The sequence below is a fragment of the Blattabacterium cuenoti genome (assembly GCF_014251775.1).
GTDB classification, from domain to species: domain Bacteria; phylum Bacteroidota; class Bacteroidia; order Flavobacteriales; family Blattabacteriaceae; genus Blattabacterium; species Blattabacterium cuenoti_H.
This window is the reverse complement of record NZ_CP059199.1, coordinates 499,984-519,477: the sequence shown is the minus strand read 5'-3', so window position 1 is coordinate 519,477 and position 19,494 is coordinate 499,984. Positions and strand designations below refer to the sequence as shown.

The following is a 19,494-nucleotide window of genomic DNA, read 5'->3' as shown; positions in this document are numbered from 1 at the left end:
TTTGAGTAATTTTATATTATCGTATTTTATTATTCTAATTTCTCAAACTTTTTTTTATATAAGAAAAAAATAATTATTGATATTTTTTTATAAATTTTTCTCTTACAATGGATTCTACGGATTTATTTTCTATTTTAGCGGATAACCAAGATATAATATCTAAATATAAAAATGTTCTTTTTTCATAAGGATGATTATAGTATTTAATTAGTTTTTTTTTAAATTTTTTAAATTGATTTTTTGTTTGATTAGGATATAAATTCCCTATTTTTTTTAAAAAAAAAATAATTTCTTTTGGAATAAAAAACCAATCATTTTTTTGAAAAAATTTATAAGTAGATTGAATTATTTTATCTAGATTTTCATCTAGTCCACTTTCATAACAAGCAATTAAATATAATAATCTAGAAAAACATTGTAAATCTTGTCTTAAATATTTTTTTTTATTTTCCATTATTTTTAATAAATATCGAATAGTATTTTTGTTATCACCACTTCCAAAATATAAACAAGCAACTTTGTAATATAATACCATTATATAATGATAATCCATTCTATTGTGAATTTTTTTAAATTTTAAAAATAATGATGGAATTACTTTTTTTACTCCTTCTGAAAAAGTACCTTCCATATAATGTTTATTAATTTGATTTGTATATATGTACATAAAAATTAGAATATCGGTATTGCCATTGATAAGTATTTTTTTTTCTTTTACTTCTTTTTTAAATTGATTTAATATTTCAGAAAATTTTAAATATTTATTTAAATAAAATAAAGAATCTAATAAATAATGATATCCTTTTATATAACTAATACTAGAAATTTTTTTATTTTTTTCATTTTTTTGAAATAAACTAACCCATTTAGATGCTATTTTATAACACATTAAAAAATCTTGTTGAATATAGTGATACCAAATTTTAGCTTGATATAAAAATAATTTTTCATAAAAACTTAGTTTATTAAGATTAAAATTTGGGGTATTAGTTCGAAAATAAGTTTCGATAAATATTTTATCTTTTTCATTTCTTACATATCCTACTTTTAAATATAAACCATATAACTCTAAAGATAAATTAGATAAAGTATTACTATATTTAATTTTTTCAATTAATTCTTTAGAACTTGTAGATAATTCTCTACATTTAGAGTGTATACTTCTAGTAATATGTTGAGATTCGATCATTTTTTCAAATTCTATTAATTCTAATAAAATTGTATTATATTCATAATATTTGGCAATAATTTTTGCTTTATTCAATAATTTTAAACTTTGTATATATAAACCTTTATTATATAATATTTTGGAAAAATTTAAATATTCACGTATTTGTATATCATAATTATTTTTAGTATGTTGTATTTCAAGACTTTTTAATATTTGTTGATATAAATAAGATTTTACATTAGGTAATTGTTTTTTACTTATGTTTGTTTTATCTAAAATTAGATTTTCATTATAAAAATCTAATTTATTAATTATTTCAAATAAGTTCAAAAACTTTGAATGTTGATTTTGTTTTATACGATTAACATAAATTTTAAATTTTATTTTTTCAGATCTTGATAAAGTTTTAATAAGTAGAAATAGATAATCCGATTGATTTTTTTTTTTTTTTAACATTGTAATTTATTTAAAAATATTAATTGATTAGTAGATATATATTAATTAATTATAATAATTAGATATTGTATGTAATACTATAATTCGTTTCTATTTATTATTCATAAAAAATAGATTTAATATTTATTAACTAAATCCAGTTTAGTCTTATGAAAAAAAAAAGAAAAATTAATGTTTTTGATACCTCGTTAAGAGATGGGGAACAAGTTCCTGGATGTAAATTAAATACTAATCAGAAAGTAGAAATAGCAAAAAAATTAGAAGATTTAGGTGTTGATGTAATAGAAGCTGGATTTCCTATTTCTAGTCCTGGTGATTTTAAATCTGTTCAAGAAATATCTAAATCTGTTTCAAAAACAATAGTTTGTGCATTATCTAGAGCGGTAGAAAAAGATATAGAAGTCGCTGGCAAATCTTTAAAATTTGCTAAAAATCCTAGGATTCATACTGGAATAGGAACTTCTAATTGGCATATTCTTTATAAGTTTAATAGTACTCCTGAAAAAATAATAGATATAGCGATAAAATCGGTAAAACTTGCAAAAAGATTTGTAGAAGATGTAGAATTTTATGCAGAAGATGCAGGACGGACTGATAATTATTTTTTAGCAAAAGTTTGCGAAAATGTAATTAAATATGGTGCTACAGTAATCAATATACCTGATACTACTGGTTTTTGTTTACCTGATGAATATGGAAGAAAAATACGTTTTTTAAAAGAAAATGTAAATGGAATTCATAAAGTTTCACTATCTACTCATTGTCATAATGATTTAGGGTTGGCCACTGCTAATTCTTTATATGGAATTATTAATGGTGCTAAACAAGTAGAATGTACTATTAATGGAATTGGAGAAAGAGCTGGAAATACTTCGTTAGAAGAGATAGTTATGATTTTTAAGCAAAAAAAATATTTAAATTTATACACTAATGTCAATACTAAACTTATCTCACCGATAAGTAATTTAGTATCTAAACATACAGGAATGATGGTGCCAGCAAATAAAGCTATAGTTGGATTTAATGCTTTTTCTCATTCATCAGGAATTCATCAGGATGGAATTATAAAGAAAAAAGAAACATACGAAAGTATTAATCCAAAAGATGTTGGAATTAATAATTCATCTATTATATTAACGGCTAGAAGTGGAAGAGCAGCTTTAAATTATCGTTATAAAAAAATGGGATATAATCTAACTAAAAATTCTTTAGATTTAGTATATTCTATTTTTTTGAAACATGCAGATAAAAAGAAAGAAATAAAAAATGAAGAATTAAAAATAATTTTGAAAAAAGCAAATTTAAATTAGAAATAATAATCTTGAATATTAGATAATTATGTTAAAAATAAATAAATCAAAATCATTATTTGATAAAATTTGGGATTCTCATCTAGTAAAAAAATTAGATAATAATATAGATATTATCTATATTGATAGACATTATATTCATGAAGTAACTAGTCCTCAATCTTTTTCAGAATTAGAAAAAAGGAATATTTCTATATTTAGACCGGAAAAAATAGTAGCTACAGTTGATCATAATATTCCTACAATTAATCAACATTTTCCTATTTCTGATCCTTTATCTAGAAAACAAGTGGAACTTTTAAAAAAAAATTGTATAAAATTTAAAATATCAAAATTTTATGGAATAGGTGATAAAAATAATGGAATAGTTCATGTTATTGGTCCAGAATTGGGGTATACATTACCAGGAATGACCATTGTTTGTGGAGATAGTCATACTTCTACTCATGGTGCATTTGGTAGTGTAGCTTTTGGAATTGGTAGCAGTCAAATATCCATGGTAATGGCTAGCCAATGCTTATTATTGTCTAAACCAAAACAAATGAGAATTCATTTAGATAGAAATTTTAAATATGGATCTTTAAAAAAAGAAGTATCACCAAAAGATGTTATTTTATATATTATATCAAAATTAGGGGTGAATATAGGAGTCGGATATTTTATAGAGTATACTGGATCAGTATTTAGAAAAATGAGTATGGAAGGAAGAATGACCATTTGTAATATGAGTATTGAAATGGGAGCAAAAGGTGGATTAATATCACCGGATAATACCACTTTAGAATATATTAATAAAAGTAAATATGGGAAACAATTAATCAAAAAAAATAAAAATATTATTCAATATTGGAAATCTTTAAAAACAGATTCTAATAAAAAATTTGATAAAGAATTTGAATTAAATTTTGATAAAATTGAACCTATGATTTCTTATGGAACTAATCCAGGTATGTCTATAAAAATCAATGATTCAATTCCTATAAATTCAAATTTAGTTACTACTCAAGAAAATTGGAAAAAGTCTATTAAATATATGGGTTTTAATCCAGGACAATTTTTAATAGGATTAATTATTAATTATGTTTTTATAGGAAGTTGTACCAATTCTAGAATAGAAGACTTGAGAATAGTTGCATCTATCATCAAAGGTAAAAAAAAAGCTGCTCATACTAAAGTTATGATAGTTCCTGGATCTAATATAGTACTTGAAAAAGCTAGAAATGAAGGATTAGATATTATATTTAAAGAATCAGAATTTGATTTTCGTCAACCAGGATGTTCAGCTTGTTTAGGGATGAATGATGATAAAATTCCATCAGGAGAATATTGTGTTTCCACATCTAATAGAAATTTTGAGGGGAGACAAGGCCCAGGATCACGTACATTATTAGTTAGTCCTTTAACAGCAGCTATTATAGGAATTGAAGGAAAAATAGTAAATGTTAATAAATATATAAATAAATATGGAAAAATTTAATACTGTAATTAGTACAGCAGTTCCTATTTTAGAAGAAAATATAGATACAGATCAAATTATTCCATCTCGTTTTTTAAAAATTTCTAATAGAAAAGAATATGGTAAAAATCTTTTTATAGATTGGAAAAAAAAGGATAAAAATTTCATTTTAAATAATTCTAAATTTTCTGGAAAAATTCTTTTATTAGGAAAAAATTTTGGATGTGGATCTAGTAGGGAGCATGCTGCATGGGCAATTTTTGATTATGGTTTTAGAGTATTAATATCTAGTTCTTTTGCAGATATTTTTAAAGAAAATGCATTTAATAATGGATTATTAATTATAGAATTATGTCAAAATTTTTTAAAAAAATTATTTTTCTTAGTAAAGAATAATTCAAAAACTAAAATTAAAATAGATCTAATTAATCAAAAAGTTTTTATATTAAAAACTAAAGAAGAAGAAAAATTTTATATTCATCCATATAGAAAAAAATGTTTTATAAATGGTTATGACGATATAGATTTTTTATTATCCTTAAAAAAGGACATAGAATTTTTTGAAAAAAATAGAATTTTTAATTTATAAAAATTAATAATATGAAAATATGAAAAAATATATTTCTATTATAGAAGGTGATGGTATAGGTCCTGAAATAATGAAACAAACATTAAAAGTTTTAAATGCTATTACAAAAAAATATAATCATGAATTTCATTATAATTTTTTATTTGCAGGTGGAGTTGCCATAGAAAAATATAATGTTCCAATTACAGAAAATACTATAAAAAATTGTATTGAATCAGATTCTGTTTTATTTTCTTGTGTAGGTGATCCTAAATACGATTGTAATAAAATAGGTTTTAGACCAGAAGATGGAATTCTAAAATTAAGAAAAAGTATGAGGTTGTATTGCAATATACGTCCTATATTATTTTTTCCTGGTATAAATATATCTCCTATAAAACAAGAAATTATAAATAAAGCTGATTTTATTATATATAGAGAATTAACTGGTGGAATTTATTTTGGAAAAAAAGGTCGATCTAAAAATCTTAGGAAAGCTTATGATTATTGTGTTTATTCTAAAAAAGAAATTATAAGAATTGCAAAAGTTGCTTTTGATGCATCTCTTTTAAGAAAAAAAAAAGTTACTTTAGTAGATAAGGCTAATGTTTTGGAAACATCAAAATTATGGAGAGAAACTGTTAAAGAAGTTAGTTTAGATTATCCAAAAGTAAAATTAGATTATTTATATATAGATAATGCTGCTATACAGATAATTAAAAATCCTAATAATTTTGATATTATATTAACTGATAATATGTTTGGAGATATTTTATCAGACGAGTCTAGTGTTATAAGTGGATCTTTAGGATTATTGCCTTCTGCATCTATAGGAGACAATAAAAAATATTTATTTGAACCAGTACATGGTTCTTATCCAATAGCAAAGGGTAAAAATATAGCAAATCCTATAGGATGTATACTTTCAGCTGCTATGATGTTAGATTATTTTGGAATGTTAAAAGAAAAAATTTTATTAGAAAAAGCCGTAAAAATGTCTATCTTAAATAAGATTTCTACAGAAGATATTAATACTGATAATCCTTCAGGAACTGAAGAAGTAGGAAATTATATAGAAAAATATATTTTTAATTATTAAATTTTTTCTATAATTGGATTTTTAGGATTTAATATTTCTGATATTCTTTTTATGAGAAAAGGTAAAAAAAATTTTATATACTTTTGATAAGTTATATATGTTTTTTTGTTAAAAAAAATAATTGGAATTTCTTCTATAAAATTTGATTTGTTTTTTTTATTAATTGAAATAATTCCTATTTTAACTGGATATTTTTGATTTTCTATGTTCGATTGATACCATAAGTATATGTAAAAAAGTAATTGCATAACATTTTTATAATACGGATTTTCAAAAATATTTTTAATATTATTTATTGATATATTTATTTTTCTAAATTTTGATATACCTATTTTATAATCAATAATTTTAGTAATTCCATCATGTTCATCGATACGATCTATAATTCCCTGTAATACCACTTTTTTTGAATTATTAATACTTAATAAAGTAGATATCTTATATTCTATTTTTTTGATAAAAATTTTTTCTCCTTGTTTTACTAATTTTTCGTCCCACAAAAGAAAATTTTTTATATAATTTTTAGTTAAAAAAAATGATAAAATAGTATCGTTTATATTTAAAAATTTTGAAATAGTAGGTTTAATAATTTTTTTCATTTCATTTATTCTATGAACGGTTAAAAAATTTTTTATATTATTTTCATATAAATTTTCTAATATTTGATGAATAATTTTTCCTAATTGTATTTTATATGAATTAGATTCTAATACATTTATTCCAAGTATTTTTTTATAATAGAATAAAATAGGATTATAGTTATATAAATTTATAGAAGAAGGAGATAACCCTTTTTTACTAATTTCATTTAATTTTTCAATAAGTAAATGGTTTTTTTTTATTACAATAGCCTTTCTAGTTTTTTTTTTATAAGGATATAATGAAAATTTTTTTTTAGCTATATTAATTTTTGGATTATTTATCATTATATGATTAATAAAAGAACTTTTTTCTCCAGAATTTATATCATCTGGATTATCTTTATATAAAATATAAGTTTTTTTGGAAAATTTATATATGTTTAAAAAAATTCTAAAATTATATTCATAATTAGTAGAATTAATATTAAATCTATTTCTTATATCGTTAGATATTAAAGTAAAATTATCAATATTATTTTTTTTTGGAATCATACCACTATTACAAGAGGTGATAATAGATAAATCAAATTTTTCATTATTGAAATATGGAAAATCAGTTATTAGTAATAATTTTTTTGAATTTTTATAAAATTTTTTGGTAGTATATTGAATATTTTCTGTATTAATAAATTGATTATATAAATGATATACATTTATTATTCCCATAGAAAATGGATATTTTTTTTTTCTAATTAATATTTTTATTTTTTGTATGTAAAATTCTATTTTATGAATAAATAGAAATTCTAGTAAATTATCTTTTAAATTTTTTATCAAAAAAAACTTTAATTTTCTAATAAAACTAATTAAACTTTTTATAATTTTTTTTGTATTATCTAATTGTATTTGAAATATAATTTCTACATTATTATTTAATAAAAAATTATTAATGATTCTATTTGAAATAGAATTGGATTTTGTGTTGTTTATTTTTTCTATAAAATTTGATAATTTTTTTTTTTTTAGAAAAAACTTTTTTATATATCCATTTGTTAAAAAATTTATAATATCATTTTTTTGAAAACTTTTTTTTAATGATTTATTTAATAATAATTTAAATATGGAAACAAAAGTATAATGAATAGGAATAATTTTTAAAGGATAATTAATGTTGAATGATATATTAATATTTAAATTTCTTATAAAAGAATTAACAATGGAAATTAGCAGATTCTCATCTCCCAATATTAATGCTATTTTATTAATTTTTGTATTGTTTTTTTTTTGGATTTTTTTTTTTATTAGATTTTTTATGAAAATTATTTGTTCTATTTCTCTTGTGACATTTATTATTTTTAATTTATTAAAATTATTTATTTTTCTTTTATTAAAAATAGAAGTTTCATAGTTTACCAATATTCGATTAGAAAATAATTCATAAATTATTCCCTTTTTATTAGAAATAATTTTTTCTAAAAAAAATTTTTCCCATTGATTTAAATAACAATTTTTCGGAATTATAAATATTATTTTTTTATAATTATTTGAATTTATTTTAAATAAACATTCTCTTAATAATAATCCATTATATGCTATTCTTTGTTGTAATAAAAAAAATCTAAATTTATCATAGTATAAATGAATTTTTTTCCATAAAAAAAATTTTTTATTATTGGATAGATTAAAATTCCATTTTAATATTCTTTCTTCCGAAATAAGATATTCAAAAAAATGTTTACTATTGATTAAATTGTAATCAATATCTTGAAAATCATTTAATATTTTAAATATATTTTGAATAAAATTATTAAGATTAAGTTCTTCTTCTAGAAAATCTTTTTTTTCTAAAATAGAAAAAAAAGATAATAATGTTTCGCATTTATTTATCCTTTTTAATCCAGAAATAGTATCAATTAATTTTTTTATTGTCAAAAAATTAATATTATTCAATATATTTTTATTCCAATTATATTTTTCACGAATAATTCTAATGGTAGTATCGTCTTTTGAAACTAAAATTTTTTTTTTTAAAAAAAAAATTTTTTCTAGTATTTTTTTCATTTAAAATTATTATTATTTAATTTTTTGACAATAAAAAAATTTTTTATATAAATTTCATCTTTAATAATTTGATTTTTTAATTCTTTAATGGATCTAAATTTTTTTTCTTCACGGATCATTTTTATGATGAAAATATCAATTTTTTCTCCATAAATATTTTTATGAAAATTAAATATATTTGTTTCTATTTTAATTTTTTTATTATGGTTAATAGTTGGATTAATTCCAATATTTAACATTCCATTATAAATAGTATTATTATAACGAATTTTTACTGCATAAACTCCTTTTTTTGGAATTAATTTATTTGTATTAATTTTTATATTAGATGTAGGAAAATTAATAAATTTTCCTATTCCTCTACCTTTTATAATATTTCCGGATAATGTATAATAATATCCTAAAGCTTTATTTGCCCAATTTAAATCTCCTAAAATTAATGAATTTCGAATTTTAGTAGAACTTATAATTTGATTATCTAATTGATAAGGTAAAATCTGTAAAATTTTAATTCCGTAGATTTTGGATAAATATCTTAGTGTATTAAGAGAGCTATATTTATTTTTTCCTATATGAAAATCATATCCTATAATAATTTTCTTTATGTAAATATTAGAATGAAAAATTTTTTTAAAAAAATCTTTGATACTTAATTTAGAAAATTTTTCAGTAAATGGATGAATAATTAAATGATTTAATCCCAATTTTTGGATATTTTTTATTCTTTCATAAAGTGTGTTTAAATAGTAAAATTTTTTATATGGATTTAATATTTCTTTTGGATGTGGAACAAAAGTTAATAATACAGAACAATATTTTTTTTCTGATTCAGAAATCAAATTTTTTATTATTTTTTGATGTCCCATATGAACTCCATCAAAAATTCCAATAGTAAAAACACATGGATGTAAACAATGAAATTCATCAATGAATGAATAGATTTTCAAAATTTTTGATTTTTCTATATATATATTGTTGTAATTAATTAAAAACACAATAAAAACAAATATATATTAAATAAAGAATTATTATATTTTGAATTATTAAAATTAAAATTATAATTTTGAAGTAATGCAAAAAATAATAAATAATAAAGGAATAATTACTAAAATCATAGGTCCAGTAATAGATGTTTCTTTTGATGAAAATGATAAAATTCCGAATATTTATGATGCATTAGAAGTAAACTTATCTTCCGATAGAAAAATAACATTAGAAATTCAACAACATATAGGAAATAAAAAAGTTAGATGTTTATCTATGGAAGAAACAGATGGATTAAGAAGAGGACAAGAAGTAAATGTATTAAATACACCAATTAGCGTTCCTATTGGAGAATCTATTAATGGAAGAATTTTTAATGTATTAGGAAAATGTATCGATGGATTGGGGGATATAACCTTTTCAAAAAGAAAATCTATCTATAATAAACCTCCATTATTAGAAAATTTATCTACCAATACAGAAATATTATATACAGGAATTAAAGTAATTGATTTAATAGAACCTTATCCTAAAGGAGGAAAAATTGGATTATTTGGTGGTGCAGGAGTAGGTAAAACGGTATTAATACAAGAATTAATAAATAATGTAGCAAAAGGATATGGAGGAAAATCAGTATTTGCTGGAGTTGGAGAAAGATCTAGAGAAGGAAATGATTTATTAAGAGAAATGTTAGAATCAGGAATTATCAAATATGGAGATGATTTTATTGAATCTATGAAAAAAGGTTATTGGGATTTATCTAAAGTTGATAAAGAAGTTTTAAAAAAATCTAAAGCTACTTTTGTTTTTGGACAAATGAATGAATCACCTGGTGCTAGAGCTAGAGTAGCTTTATCGGGATTAACATTAGCGGAATATTATAGAGATCAATCTATAAAAGATAGAAAAGGAAAAGATATTCTATTTTTTATAGATAATATTTTTAGATTTACTCAAGCTGGATCAGAAATTTCAACTTTATTAGGAAGAATTCCATCGTCTGTGGGATATCAACCGACTTTATCATCTGAAATGGGGGCAATGCAAGAAAGAATTACTTCTACTAAAAATGGATCTATTACTTCTGTTCAAGCTATTTATGTTCCAGCAGATGATTTAACTGATCCTGCACCAGCAATAACTTTTTCTCATTTAGATGCAACAACCGTTTTATCAAGAAAAATTTCATCTTTAGGAATTTATCCATCAGTAGATCCATTAGATTCTACTTCTAGTATTTTATCTCCAGACATAGTTGGTAAAAATCATTATAATTGTGCACAAAGAGTAAAAAAAATATTACAAAAATATGAATCTTTACAAGATATTATTGCTATTCTAGGAATAGAAGAATTAAGTGAAGAAGACAAATTAATAGTTTCTAGAGCAAGAAAAGTTCAAAGATTTTTGTCTCAACCTTTTCATGTAGCTAAACAATTTACTGGAATAAATGGAGAATTTGTAAAAATTGAAGATACAATTAAAGGATTTAATATGATTATGAATGGAGAATTAGATAATATACCTGAGATATCTTTTAATTTAAAAGGGACCATTGATCAAGTATTAAAATTAAAATAATTTTATGAAATTAACTATTTTAAATTTTAAAAAAATATTATACAAAGGATATATTGTTTCTTTAATTGCTCCAGGTTTTAATGGATATTTTCAAATATTAAAAAATCATACTTTATTTATATCCATTTTAAAAAATGGATATATAAAATATCACAATCAAAAAAAAGAATTTAAAATAAAAATAGACAAAGGTTTATTGAAAGTAGAAAAAAATTTTATTATTATTCTTTTATAATTTTTTTCTAATATTCTAAATAAAGGATTATTATTACATTATTATATTTATTTCTTTAATAGAAGTTGCTTAATTTACATTAAAACAATAATATATTTGTAAAATTTATTATAAATAATATTTTGATTTGAATAAAATTAGAAGAATTAATCATTTTTTTTTATTAAAAATACCTTTATATAGTCAATTGTAAATTATTCTTTTGTATTTTTTTTCATAATTCCTATTATAAAAAATTATTATGATATGTTTACTGGAATAATAGAATGCATGACAAAAGTATATAAATTATTTTATGATAAAAAAAATCTTTATATTAGTTTATATAATCCATTTTCTAATAAAATTAGGATTAATCAGAGTATTTGTCATAATGGAATATGTTTAACAATTATAGATTTTTATAAAAATATTTATTCGGTAATGGCATCTAAAGAAACTTTATTATGTACCAATTTGAATTACTTAAAAGTAAATGATAAAGTTAATATAGAAAGAAGTATTTCATTAACTAGTAGAATAGATGGGCATATAGTTCAAGGTCATGTAGATACTACAGCAAAAATAGTAGAAATTTATAATAATAATGGAGATTATTTATTTTTTTTTAGAATTAAAAAAAAATTATCACCAAATATGGTTAAAAAAGGATCTATAGCAATAAACGGAATAAGTTTAACCGTAAATTATTGTGAAAATGATGTTTTTGGTGTTACTATTATTCCTTACACTTATAAAAATACTAATATGCATTGTTTAAAAAATGGAAATATTGTCAATATAGAATTTGATATTATTGGAAAATATATTAGTAAATTTTTAGAAAATAGTTATGAATTAAATATATAAAATTTAATTGTAATAAATATTTTAAAATATTTTATATAAAAAGTTTACTACTTTTGTAGAGTAATAAAAAATTTTAATTATGTCAGATATTCCATCTAGAGTTAATTCTATCATTATAGATAAACTTAGTGTAGAAAAGAACGATGTTAACTCTAATGCTAGTTTCATAAATGATTTAGGAGCGGATTCATTAGATATAGTAGAACTTATAATGGAATTTGAAAAAGAATTTAATATTAATATTTCTGATGATGTAGCAGAGAAAATAACAACAGTAGGTGAAGCCACTAATGCCATAGAGAAAATTGTTAGAGAAAAATCTAAAAATGTGTAAAATAGGTTTAAAAAGAGTAGTCATTACTGGAATTGGATCTATTACTCCTATAGGGAACAATATTGATGAATATTGGATGTCTCTTATTAGTGGAAAAAGTGGTTCCTATCCGATTACTTATTTTGATACTAAAAAACATAAAACTAAATTTGCTTGCGAATTAAAAAATTATGATCCAAAAATTTTTTTTAGCAAAAAAGAAATAAAAAAATTAGATCCATGTGCACAATATGGATTTATTGCTACTGAAGAAGCTATAAAAAATAGTAAAATAGATTTTTCTATAGAAAAAAAAGATAAAATTGGAGTAGTTTGGGGTTCTGGAATTGGAGGTTTATTAAATTTAGAAAAATCTATTCAAGATTATATTAATGGTGGATTTTTACCAAAATTTAGTCCTTTTTTTATTCCTAAAATGCTTATTGATACAACTGCTGGTTTTATTTCTATGAAATATGGATTACATGGACCAAATTATGCTACTGTATCTTCTTGTGCATCCTCATCTAATGCTATTGCTGATGCTTATCATTTAATTCGTTTAGGAAAAGCTGATATAATGATTACTGGAGGATCTGAAGCCGCAATTACACAAATCGGTATAGGTGGATTTAATGCTTTAAATGCATTATCTACACAAAACAAAAATTATAAAACTGCCTCAAAACCATTTGATAAAGATAGGGATGGATTTGTTTTAGGAGAAGGTGCTGGAAGTATTATCCTTGAGGAATATTTTCATGCTTTGAATAGAGGAGCTGATATATATGCAGAACTAGGGGGGGTAGGAATGTCTGGTGATGCATATCACGTTACAGCCCCACATCCAGAAGGAAAAGGGATTATTTTAGCGATGAAATCAGCCGTAAAAGATGCAAAAGTAAAATATGAAGAAGTAGATTATATTAATTCTCATGGTACCTCTACAAAATTAGGTGATATTGCTGAAATAAAAGCTATTCAGGAAGTATTTAAAGAAAAAATTTATTCTATAGATATTAATTCCACTAAATCAATGACAGGTCATTTATTAGGAGCAGCTGGAGCCATTGAGTCTGTTGCAACAATTTTATCTATAAAAAAAGGATTAATTCCACCAACTATTAATTTGGTACACTTCGATAAAAATATAGATCCTAAAATTAGACTTACTACAAATAAAGTGGTAAAAAAAAATGTAAAAATTAGTATTTGTAATAATTTTGGTTTTGGTGGCCACAATGTTAGTCTTTTATTTAAAAAAATAAATGTTATTAAATAATGATAATGATGATTTTCTTTTTTTAAAGATTAAAAAAATATTAGGATTTGATCCTAAAAATGTAAATCTTTTAAAAGAAGTATTTATATATCATTTTTCTGCAAAAAAAAGGAATTTAAGTAAAAATTATTCTTTTAATTTTCAAAGATTAGAATTTTTAGGTGACTCAATATTAAGTGCTGTAATATCAAATTTTTTATATAAAAAATTTCCTGATAAAAAAGAAGGTGATTTAACACAAATACGAGCTAAAATAGTATGTAGAAAAAATTTAAATGAGTTATCTAAAAAGATTTCTTTAGAAAAGATTTTTTTCGATAGAAATATTATAGAAAACAATAATGTATTAGGAAACACTTTAGAAGCATTAATAGGATTTACCTATTTAGAAATAGGATGTGAAGGATGTAAAAATTTTATTTATAAAATACTTCATCAACACATAAATCTCAAAAAATTACAAAAAGAAATTTTTAGTTATAAAGTATGGATTATAGAATGGTGTCAAAAGAATAAATTTATCACAAATTTTAATACTCATTTAAATGATAAAAATAATAGTAAGATTGTTTATTTATCTGAATTTGTAATATTTAAATGTAGTATTCATACTATAGGAATAGGTAGTTCAAAAAAAGAATCAGAAGAAATGGCAGCAAAAAAAGCTTATTTTCTTGTCAAAAAGAAAACAAAAAATAAGTTATTATAATATTAATAAAATTTTTTTGGAAAAATGAAAAAAAAAAATATTTTTGATAAAATTACTTATATAATAAGAGGTAATGGTCATCCTTTAATCTTACTTCATGGATTAATGGGGGGATTGAGTAATTTTCAATCAATATTAGATTTTTTTCCAAAAAAAGGTTATAAAGTAATTGCTCCTACATTACCGATTTATAATATTCCTTTATTTTCAACAAATATATATACATTATCTAAGTATATCATTAATTTTTTAATGAAAATTGGAATAAAAAAAGCTACATTAATAGGAAATTCTTTAGGTGGACATATCGCTTTAATTATAGCAAAGAAAAGATTTGATTTAGTACATTCTGTTGTATTAACCGGTAGTTCTGGTTTATTTGAAAAATCTTTTGGAGGAGATTTCCCAAAAAGAGAAAATTACGAATATATTAAGAAAAAATCTCAAGATATTTTTTATAATCCTAAAATTGCTACGAAAGAATTAATAGATGAAGTTTTTAATACTGTTAATGATAAAAAAAAAGCAATTAAAATATTATATCTTGCTAAAAGCGCAATAAAATATAATATGTCAAAAGATTTATCTAAAATTTATCAACCTATTTGTATTATATGGGGAAAACAAGATAATATTACTCCTCCATATACTGCACGATTATTTAATAAGTTATTACCTAATTCTCAACTTTATTGGATAGATAAATGTGGGCATGCTCCTATGATGGAACATCCTAAGATATTTACAGAAATTTTAGAAAAATGGCTGTCAAAATTTAATTTTAAAGATAAAAATTTTTTAGTATAAAAAATTTATGATTATAAACAAAAGCTCATAATTCCTAATTCATAGGATTTTAGACCAAAACCAAAAATAGTACCTTTACATACATTAGTAATATATGATATTTTTCGAAAATTTTCTCTAGAATGTACATTAGAAATATGTATTTCTATAACTGGAGATGATATTGATTTTATTGCATCAGCAATAGCTATAGAAGTATGCGTATATGCCCCTGCATTTAAAATAATTCCATCCGATTGAAATCCTATATTATGTAAATAATCAATAATTTTTCCTTCATAATTACTTTGATAATAATCAATTTCTATTTTAGAAAAAAATTTTTTTTTCTTGATTTCATTAAGAAAATCTATAAAATTAACATTACCATATAAGTTTTTTTCTCTTATTCCCAATAAATTGAGATTAGGTCCGTTTATTATATTTATTTTTTTCATAAATATTATTATTTTTTATTGTATCATATATTTTAGCAATTTCATTTTTTTTTAAAATTTTCCAATTTCCTATTTTTATATTTTTTTTTGTAATTCCTCCAAAAGATATTCTATCTAATTTAATGACTATATAATTTAATTTTCCAAAAATTCTTTTAATAATTCTATTCCATCCAATATGGATGCCTATTTTAACTTGATTTTTTTTTAATTTCATTATAAAATTTATTATTACTTTCCCCTCTTTTAAATATATATCTCCGTTTTTAATTTTTCTTATATCCTCAATTTTGATTTCTTTATTCAAAGTAACATTATAAATTTTTTGGATTCTATATTTAGGATGAGATAAATATTCTGAAAAATTTCCATCATTAGTAAGAAGCAGCACTCCAGTAGTAGAATAATCTAATCTACCTATCGGATATATTTTTCGTTTAAAAAAATAATATGGGATTAAGTCCATTATCGTTTTTCTACCGAATTGATCTTTTGTTGTAGTGATGAATCCTTTTGGTTTGTTTATTATCAAATAAATTTTTTCTTGTAAAAAAATTTTTTCTCCATTAAATTTTACTTCATCATAATAATCAATTATAGTTCCTAATTTTGATATAATTTTTCCATTTACTTCTATAGATCCTGATTGAATCAATTTATCAGAATTTCTTCTAGAGCAGATACCAGCATAAGATATATATTTATTTAATCTGATTTTTTTTTTAAACATAAATAATTTTTTTTACGTATTTTTTTAATTTTTTATTAAAATTTTCATATTTTTGAGTAAATCCTAAAACATAACCACCACCTCCAGATCCACATAATTTTAAATAATAATCATTATTTATTATTCCTTCTATCCAAATCTTTAAAAGATTTTTGGGGATCATTGGTTGAAAATGATTAAATATCCAAATAGATATTTTTTTAATATTTTCTAATAATATTTTAGAATCATTAAAATTTTTTTTTAGAAAAAAATTAATACATTTTTCATTATATTTAGCAAATTCATCTTTCATAATTTTTTTAAAATTTTTTTGTTTTAATTTTTCTATAAAAAAATTATTTACTGATATAGTTTTACTAGGAAATCCTGAATCTATCAAAAAAATAGTTCCATTTATTTGAAAAAATTTTTTCAAATAAATATTTTTTTTATTTAAAATAGATATATTATTGTTAGATCGAATTATTATAGGTTTCTTTAAGTAACAAATTAAAGGATCTATTCCAGAACTTTTTCCATGAAAAAATGATTCCATTTCGCTGAAAATGAATTTTAAACTTATTAAGTTTTTTTTATTAATTACTAATTTATTTTCTGAGTACCTATCATAAATAGCTGCAGTTAAAGCACCAGAACTACCAATCCCATATCCTTGAGGAATATTAGATTTAAAAAAAATTCCTTTTTTTAAATCTTTTTCTAACTTAACTAAGTTTAATTTTAATTTTTTCTTTTTTAAAAAATTAAAATATTTTTTTATTTCATTATTAGAATAATTATAAAAATTTATTGATTTATATTTATGATTAAATTTTAAATGACCTTTATATAAATTATTAGGAATTAAAAGTCCCATATGATTTTCTATAATTCCATATTCTCCAAATAATAATATTTTCGAAGGAAATGTGTATTTTCTCATTTTTTATATTTTTAAGTAAAAAAAATAAAAAATTTTGAATTAATGACAAAAAAATTAATAAAATTAAAACATTTTTTTATCTAATATTATAGATGAAAATAGCTGTATATGGACAAAAATTAGAAAAAAATAATATAACATATTTAAATCAATTTTTACTATATGTTTTCAATAATTCAATAGAAATTTATATTGAAAAAGATTTTTTCAAAATATTATTATCTTTTAAAGAATTTAGGAATTTTAATATTCCTGTATTTTCTAATTATAAGGAATTAAAAGGGGTAGATTTGATGTTTACTTTTGGTGGTGATGGAACCATTTTATCTGCTATTCCTCTCATTAGAGATTCTGGAATTCCTATTGTTGGAGTCAATACAGGAAATTTAGGTTTTTTAGCAACTTTTAGTAAGGATGTCTTTTTAAAAGAAATAGATAAAATTTTTCAAAAAAAATTATATATAATCCCTAGAAGTTTATTATATCTAGAGACATCAATAAAGAATTTGAATAAATTTTTTAATTTTGCATTAAATGAAATTGTGGTTTTTCGTAATGAAACTGTTTCGATGATTAATATTGATGTTCATATTGATGATGAATTTTTAACTTCTTATTGGTCAGATGGATTAATAATATCTACTCCTACTGGATCAACAGGTTATTCTTTAAGTTGTGGGGGGCCTATTATCAGTCCAGATAATAAAAATTTTGTTCTTACTCCAATATCTCCACATAATTTATTTTCAAGACCATTAATTATATCAGATTGTAAAAAATTACATTTAAAAGTTCATAGTAGAGTTAAATATTATTCTTTATCTATGGATACTAGATTATTATCTTTAAAAAAAGAAAATGAATTATTTATCAGTAAAGCACCTTTTTATATATATCTTTTTCAAGAAAGAAAAAATACTTATTTTAAAACACTTAGAGAAAAGTTATTATGGGGAGTTGATCAAAGAAATTAATATATGATATGGAATTTTTATTATTATATTTGTAACCTAGATATTTTTTACGATCATTATTTTTTTTATGAAAGATTTATTAAAAAAAATAGATTATAATAATATACCAGATCATGTTGCTATTATTATGGATGGAAATGGTCGTTGGGCAGAAAAAAGAGGAAAGTTAAGAACTTTTGGTCATGAAAAAGCAGTACATTCTATAATAGATTCTTTAAATGCTTGTAAAAAATTGAAAATTCCTTATATTACTTTATATGTTTTTTCTTCTGAAAATTGGAATAGACCAAAAAAAGAGGTAGATAATTTAATGTATTTATTTCATAATTATTTTAAGGATTATTTGAAAGAAGTGCATAAGAAAGATTTCCGAATTTTTGTTATAGGAGATATTTGTAAATTGTTAGAATCTATTCAAGAAGAACTTATATTTTACATGAATAAAACAAAAAATAATAAATCTGCTACTTTAATTTTAGCTATAAGTTATGGAGCGAGAGAAGAAATATTACAAGCTACCAAAGCAATTGCTAAAAAAATAGATAAAGGTAAATTTCAATTACAAGATGTTAATGAAAATTTTTTCAAAAGTCATCTATATACTAAAGATTTACCTGATGTAGATCTTATTATTAGAACCGGTGGTGAAAAAAGAATTAGTAATTTTTTACTATGGCAATCGGCTTATGCCGAATTATATTTTACTGATATTTTATGGCCAGATTTTAGAAAAAAGGATTTTTTAGAAGCTATAATCAATTATCAAAAAAGGAAACGTCGTTTTGGAAATATTAATAGTCATTAAATCATTAATCTAAATTTTTTTCCTTATTTATAAAAATTTTTATAATCATAAAACTAATTATTAGATTAATACAATTATTTAATAATAACAATTATTTAGATGAATATAATAATATTTTTATATTATTTTAATTGATAATTATTTTGAATTAAATAAAAATC

The 19,494-nt window shown here is 21.2% G+C and carries 19 protein-coding genes; 13 read left to right on the top strand and 6 right to left on the bottom strand.

The window, feature by feature from the left end; all coding sequences use genetic code 11:
• Positions 1-73: 73 nt before the first annotated feature.
• Complete coding sequence (locus tag H0H58_RS02555; protein WP_185864987.1) at positions 74-1,627, bottom strand: hypothetical protein; 1,554 nt, start codon at positions 1,625-1,627, stop codon at positions 74-76.
• Positions 1,628-1,776: 149 nt separating this feature from the next.
• Between H0H58_RS02555 and H0H58_RS02550 the strand changes: the two genes are divergently transcribed.
• From H0H58_RS02550 to leuB, 4 genes are read left to right on the top strand one after another with little or no spacing between them, the layout of a single operon-like run.
• Entirely contained in the window at positions 1,777-2,937 is a 1,161-nt protein-coding gene (locus H0H58_RS02550) for a 2-isopropylmalate synthase (RefSeq protein ID WP_185864986.1), read from the top strand.
• A gap of 28 nt (positions 2,938-2,965) precedes the next feature.
• Positions 2,966-4,414, top strand: a complete 1,449-nt coding sequence (leuC, locus tag H0H58_RS02545; protein ID WP_185864985.1) for a 3-isopropylmalate dehydratase large subunit — start codon at positions 2,966-2,968, stop codon at positions 4,412-4,414.
• Entirely contained in the window at positions 4,401-4,982 is a 582-nt protein-coding gene (leuD, locus tag H0H58_RS02540; RefSeq protein WP_185864984.1) for a 3-isopropylmalate dehydratase small subunit, read from the top strand. Before leuC ends, leuD begins: the two co-directional genes overlap by 14 nt.
• 19 nt (positions 4,983-5,001) lie before the next feature.
• On the top strand, positions 5,002-6,060 hold the full coding sequence (leuB, locus tag H0H58_RS02535; RefSeq protein ID WP_185864983.1) for a 3-isopropylmalate dehydrogenase: 1,059 nt from the start codon (positions 5,002-5,004) through the stop codon (positions 6,058-6,060).
• On the opposite strand, the gene H0H58_RS02530 is transcribed toward leuB, so the two are convergent.
• Entirely contained in the window at positions 6,057-8,702 is a 2,646-nt protein-coding gene (locus H0H58_RS02530; RefSeq protein WP_185864982.1) for a PD-(D/E)XK nuclease family protein, read from the bottom strand. The genes leuB and H0H58_RS02530 overlap by 4 nt on opposite strands.
• Positions 8,699-9,649, bottom strand: coding sequence for a bifunctional riboflavin kinase/FAD synthetase (locus H0H58_RS02525; RefSeq protein WP_185864981.1), 951 nt, complete (start codon positions 9,647-9,649; stop codon positions 8,699-8,701). The genes H0H58_RS02530 and H0H58_RS02525 overlap by 4 nt, the downstream gene beginning before the upstream one ends.
• A 124-nt stretch (positions 9,650-9,773) precedes the next feature.
• Between H0H58_RS02525 and atpD the strand changes: the two genes are divergently transcribed.
• The 7 genes from atpD (at position 9,774) to H0H58_RS02490 (ending at position 15,462) form a co-directional block, all read left to right on the top strand.
• On the top strand, positions 9,774-11,267 hold the full coding sequence (gene atpD / locus H0H58_RS02520; RefSeq protein ID WP_185864980.1) for a F0F1 ATP synthase subunit beta: 1,494 nt from the start codon (positions 9,774-9,776) through the stop codon (positions 11,265-11,267).
• Positions 11,268-11,271: 4 nt separating this feature from the next.
• The gene (locus H0H58_RS02515) at positions 11,272-11,502 is read left to right on the top strand and encodes a FoF1 ATP synthase subunit delta/epsilon (protein WP_185864979.1); all 231 of its coding nucleotides are present in this window, start codon (positions 11,272-11,274) and stop codon (positions 11,500-11,502) included.
• A gap of 246 nt (positions 11,503-11,748) precedes the next feature.
• On the top strand, positions 11,749-12,351 hold the full coding sequence (locus H0H58_RS02510) for a riboflavin synthase (RefSeq protein ID WP_185864978.1): 603 nt from the start codon (positions 11,749-11,751) through the stop codon (positions 12,349-12,351).
• A 79-nt stretch (positions 12,352-12,430) separates the two neighbouring features.
• A complete protein-coding gene (locus H0H58_RS02505; protein ID WP_185864977.1) occupies positions 12,431-12,685 on the top strand; it encodes an acyl carrier protein in 255 nt (84 codons plus the stop codon).
• Complete coding sequence (gene fabF, locus H0H58_RS02500) at positions 12,678-13,946, top strand: beta-ketoacyl-ACP synthase II (protein WP_185864976.1); 1,269 nt, start codon at positions 12,678-12,680, stop codon at positions 13,944-13,946. Before H0H58_RS02505 ends, fabF begins: the two co-directional genes overlap by 8 nt.
• A complete protein-coding gene (locus H0H58_RS02495; protein ID WP_185864975.1) occupies positions 13,933-14,655 on the top strand; it encodes a ribonuclease III family protein in 723 nt (240 codons plus the stop codon). Before fabF ends, H0H58_RS02495 begins: the two co-directional genes overlap by 14 nt.
• A 24-nt stretch (positions 14,656-14,679) precedes the next feature.
• A complete protein-coding gene (locus tag H0H58_RS02490; RefSeq protein WP_185864974.1) occupies positions 14,680-15,462 on the top strand; it encodes an alpha/beta fold hydrolase in 783 nt (260 codons plus the stop codon).
• 11 nt (positions 15,463-15,473) lie between these two features.
• Here the strand turns inward: H0H58_RS02490 and aroQ are convergent, their stop codons facing one another.
• Genes aroQ through H0H58_RS02475 form a run of 3 tightly spaced genes read right to left on the bottom strand, consistent with a single transcriptional unit; the run spans position 15,474 to position 17,554 of the window.
• Positions 15,474-15,899, bottom strand: coding sequence for a type II 3-dehydroquinate dehydratase (aroQ, locus tag H0H58_RS02485; RefSeq protein WP_185864973.1), 426 nt, complete (start codon positions 15,897-15,899; stop codon positions 15,474-15,476).
• A complete protein-coding gene (locus tag H0H58_RS02480; protein ID WP_185864972.1) occupies positions 15,868-16,629 on the bottom strand; it encodes a pseudouridine synthase in 762 nt (253 codons plus the stop codon). The genes aroQ and H0H58_RS02480 overlap by 32 nt, the downstream gene beginning before the upstream one ends.
• Positions 16,622-17,554, bottom strand: coding sequence for a GHMP family kinase ATP-binding protein (locus H0H58_RS02475; protein WP_185864971.1), 933 nt, complete (start codon positions 17,552-17,554; stop codon positions 16,622-16,624). The genes H0H58_RS02480 and H0H58_RS02475 overlap by 8 nt, the downstream gene beginning before the upstream one ends.
• Positions 17,555-17,646: 92 nt before the next feature.
• Here H0H58_RS02475 and H0H58_RS02470 point away from each other — a divergent pair, with 92 nt between their 5' ends.
• A complete protein-coding gene (locus H0H58_RS02470; protein WP_185864970.1) occupies positions 17,647-18,528 on the top strand; it encodes an NAD kinase in 882 nt (293 codons plus the stop codon).
• 67 nt (positions 18,529-18,595) lie between these two features.
• A complete protein-coding gene (locus tag H0H58_RS02465) occupies positions 18,596-19,333 on the top strand; it encodes an isoprenyl transferase (protein ID WP_185864969.1) in 738 nt (245 codons plus the stop codon).
• Positions 19,334-19,494: the final 161 nt, after the last annotated feature.

Bases quoted from the DNA above. Each gene is read 5' to 3' on its own strand.
- H0H58_RS02475 (WP_185864971.1), bottom strand. From the start codon at position 17,554: ATGAGAAAATACACATTTCCTTCGAAAATATTATTATTTGGAGAATAT.
- H0H58_RS02530 (WP_185864982.1), bottom strand. From the start codon at position 8,702: ATGAAAAAAATACTAGAAAAAATTTTTTTTTTAAAAAAAAAAATTTTA.
- H0H58_RS02555 (WP_185864987.1), bottom strand. From the start codon at position 1,627: ATGTTAAAAAAAAAAAAAAATCAATCGGATTATCTATTTCTACTTATT.
- H0H58_RS02505 (WP_185864977.1), top strand. From the start codon at position 12,431: ATGTCAGATATTCCATCTAGAGTTAATTCTATCATTATAGATAAACTT.
- H0H58_RS02465 (WP_185864969.1), top strand. From the start codon at position 18,596: ATGAAAGATTTATTAAAAAAAATAGATTATAATAATATACCAGATCAT.
- H0H58_RS02510 (WP_185864978.1), top strand. From the start codon at position 11,749: ATGTTTACTGGAATAATAGAATGCATGACAAAAGTATATAAATTATTT.
- leuC (WP_185864985.1), top strand. From the start codon at position 2,966: ATGTTAAAAATAAATAAATCAAAATCATTATTTGATAAAATTTGGGAT.
- H0H58_RS02490 (WP_185864974.1), top strand. From the start codon at position 14,680: ATGAAAAAAAAAAATATTTTTGATAAAATTACTTATATAATAAGAGGT.
- H0H58_RS02515 (WP_185864979.1), top strand. From the start codon at position 11,272: ATGAAATTAACTATTTTAAATTTTAAAAAAATATTATACAAAGGATAT.
- atpD (WP_185864980.1), top strand. From the start codon at position 9,774: ATGCAAAAAATAATAAATAATAAAGGAATAATTACTAAAATCATAGGT.
- H0H58_RS02550 (WP_185864986.1), top strand. From the start codon at position 1,777: ATGAAAAAAAAAAGAAAAATTAATGTTTTTGATACCTCGTTAAGAGAT.
- H0H58_RS02495 (WP_185864975.1), top strand. From the start codon at position 13,933: ATGTTATTAAATAATGATAATGATGATTTTCTTTTTTTAAAGATTAAA.
- fabF (WP_185864976.1), top strand. From the start codon at position 12,678: ATGTGTAAAATAGGTTTAAAAAGAGTAGTCATTACTGGAATTGGATCT.
- H0H58_RS02480 (WP_185864972.1), bottom strand. From the start codon at position 16,629: ATGTTTAAAAAAAAAATCAGATTAAATAAATATATATCTTATGCTGGT.
- H0H58_RS02470 (WP_185864970.1), top strand. From the start codon at position 17,647: ATGAAAATAGCTGTATATGGACAAAAATTAGAAAAAAATAATATAACA.
- leuD (WP_185864984.1), top strand. From the start codon at position 4,401: ATGGAAAAATTTAATACTGTAATTAGTACAGCAGTTCCTATTTTAGAA.
- aroQ (WP_185864973.1), bottom strand. From the start codon at position 15,899: ATGAAAAAAATAAATATAATAAACGGACCTAATCTCAATTTATTGGGA.
- leuB (WP_185864983.1), top strand. From the start codon at position 5,002: ATGAAAAAATATATTTCTATTATAGAAGGTGATGGTATAGGTCCTGAA.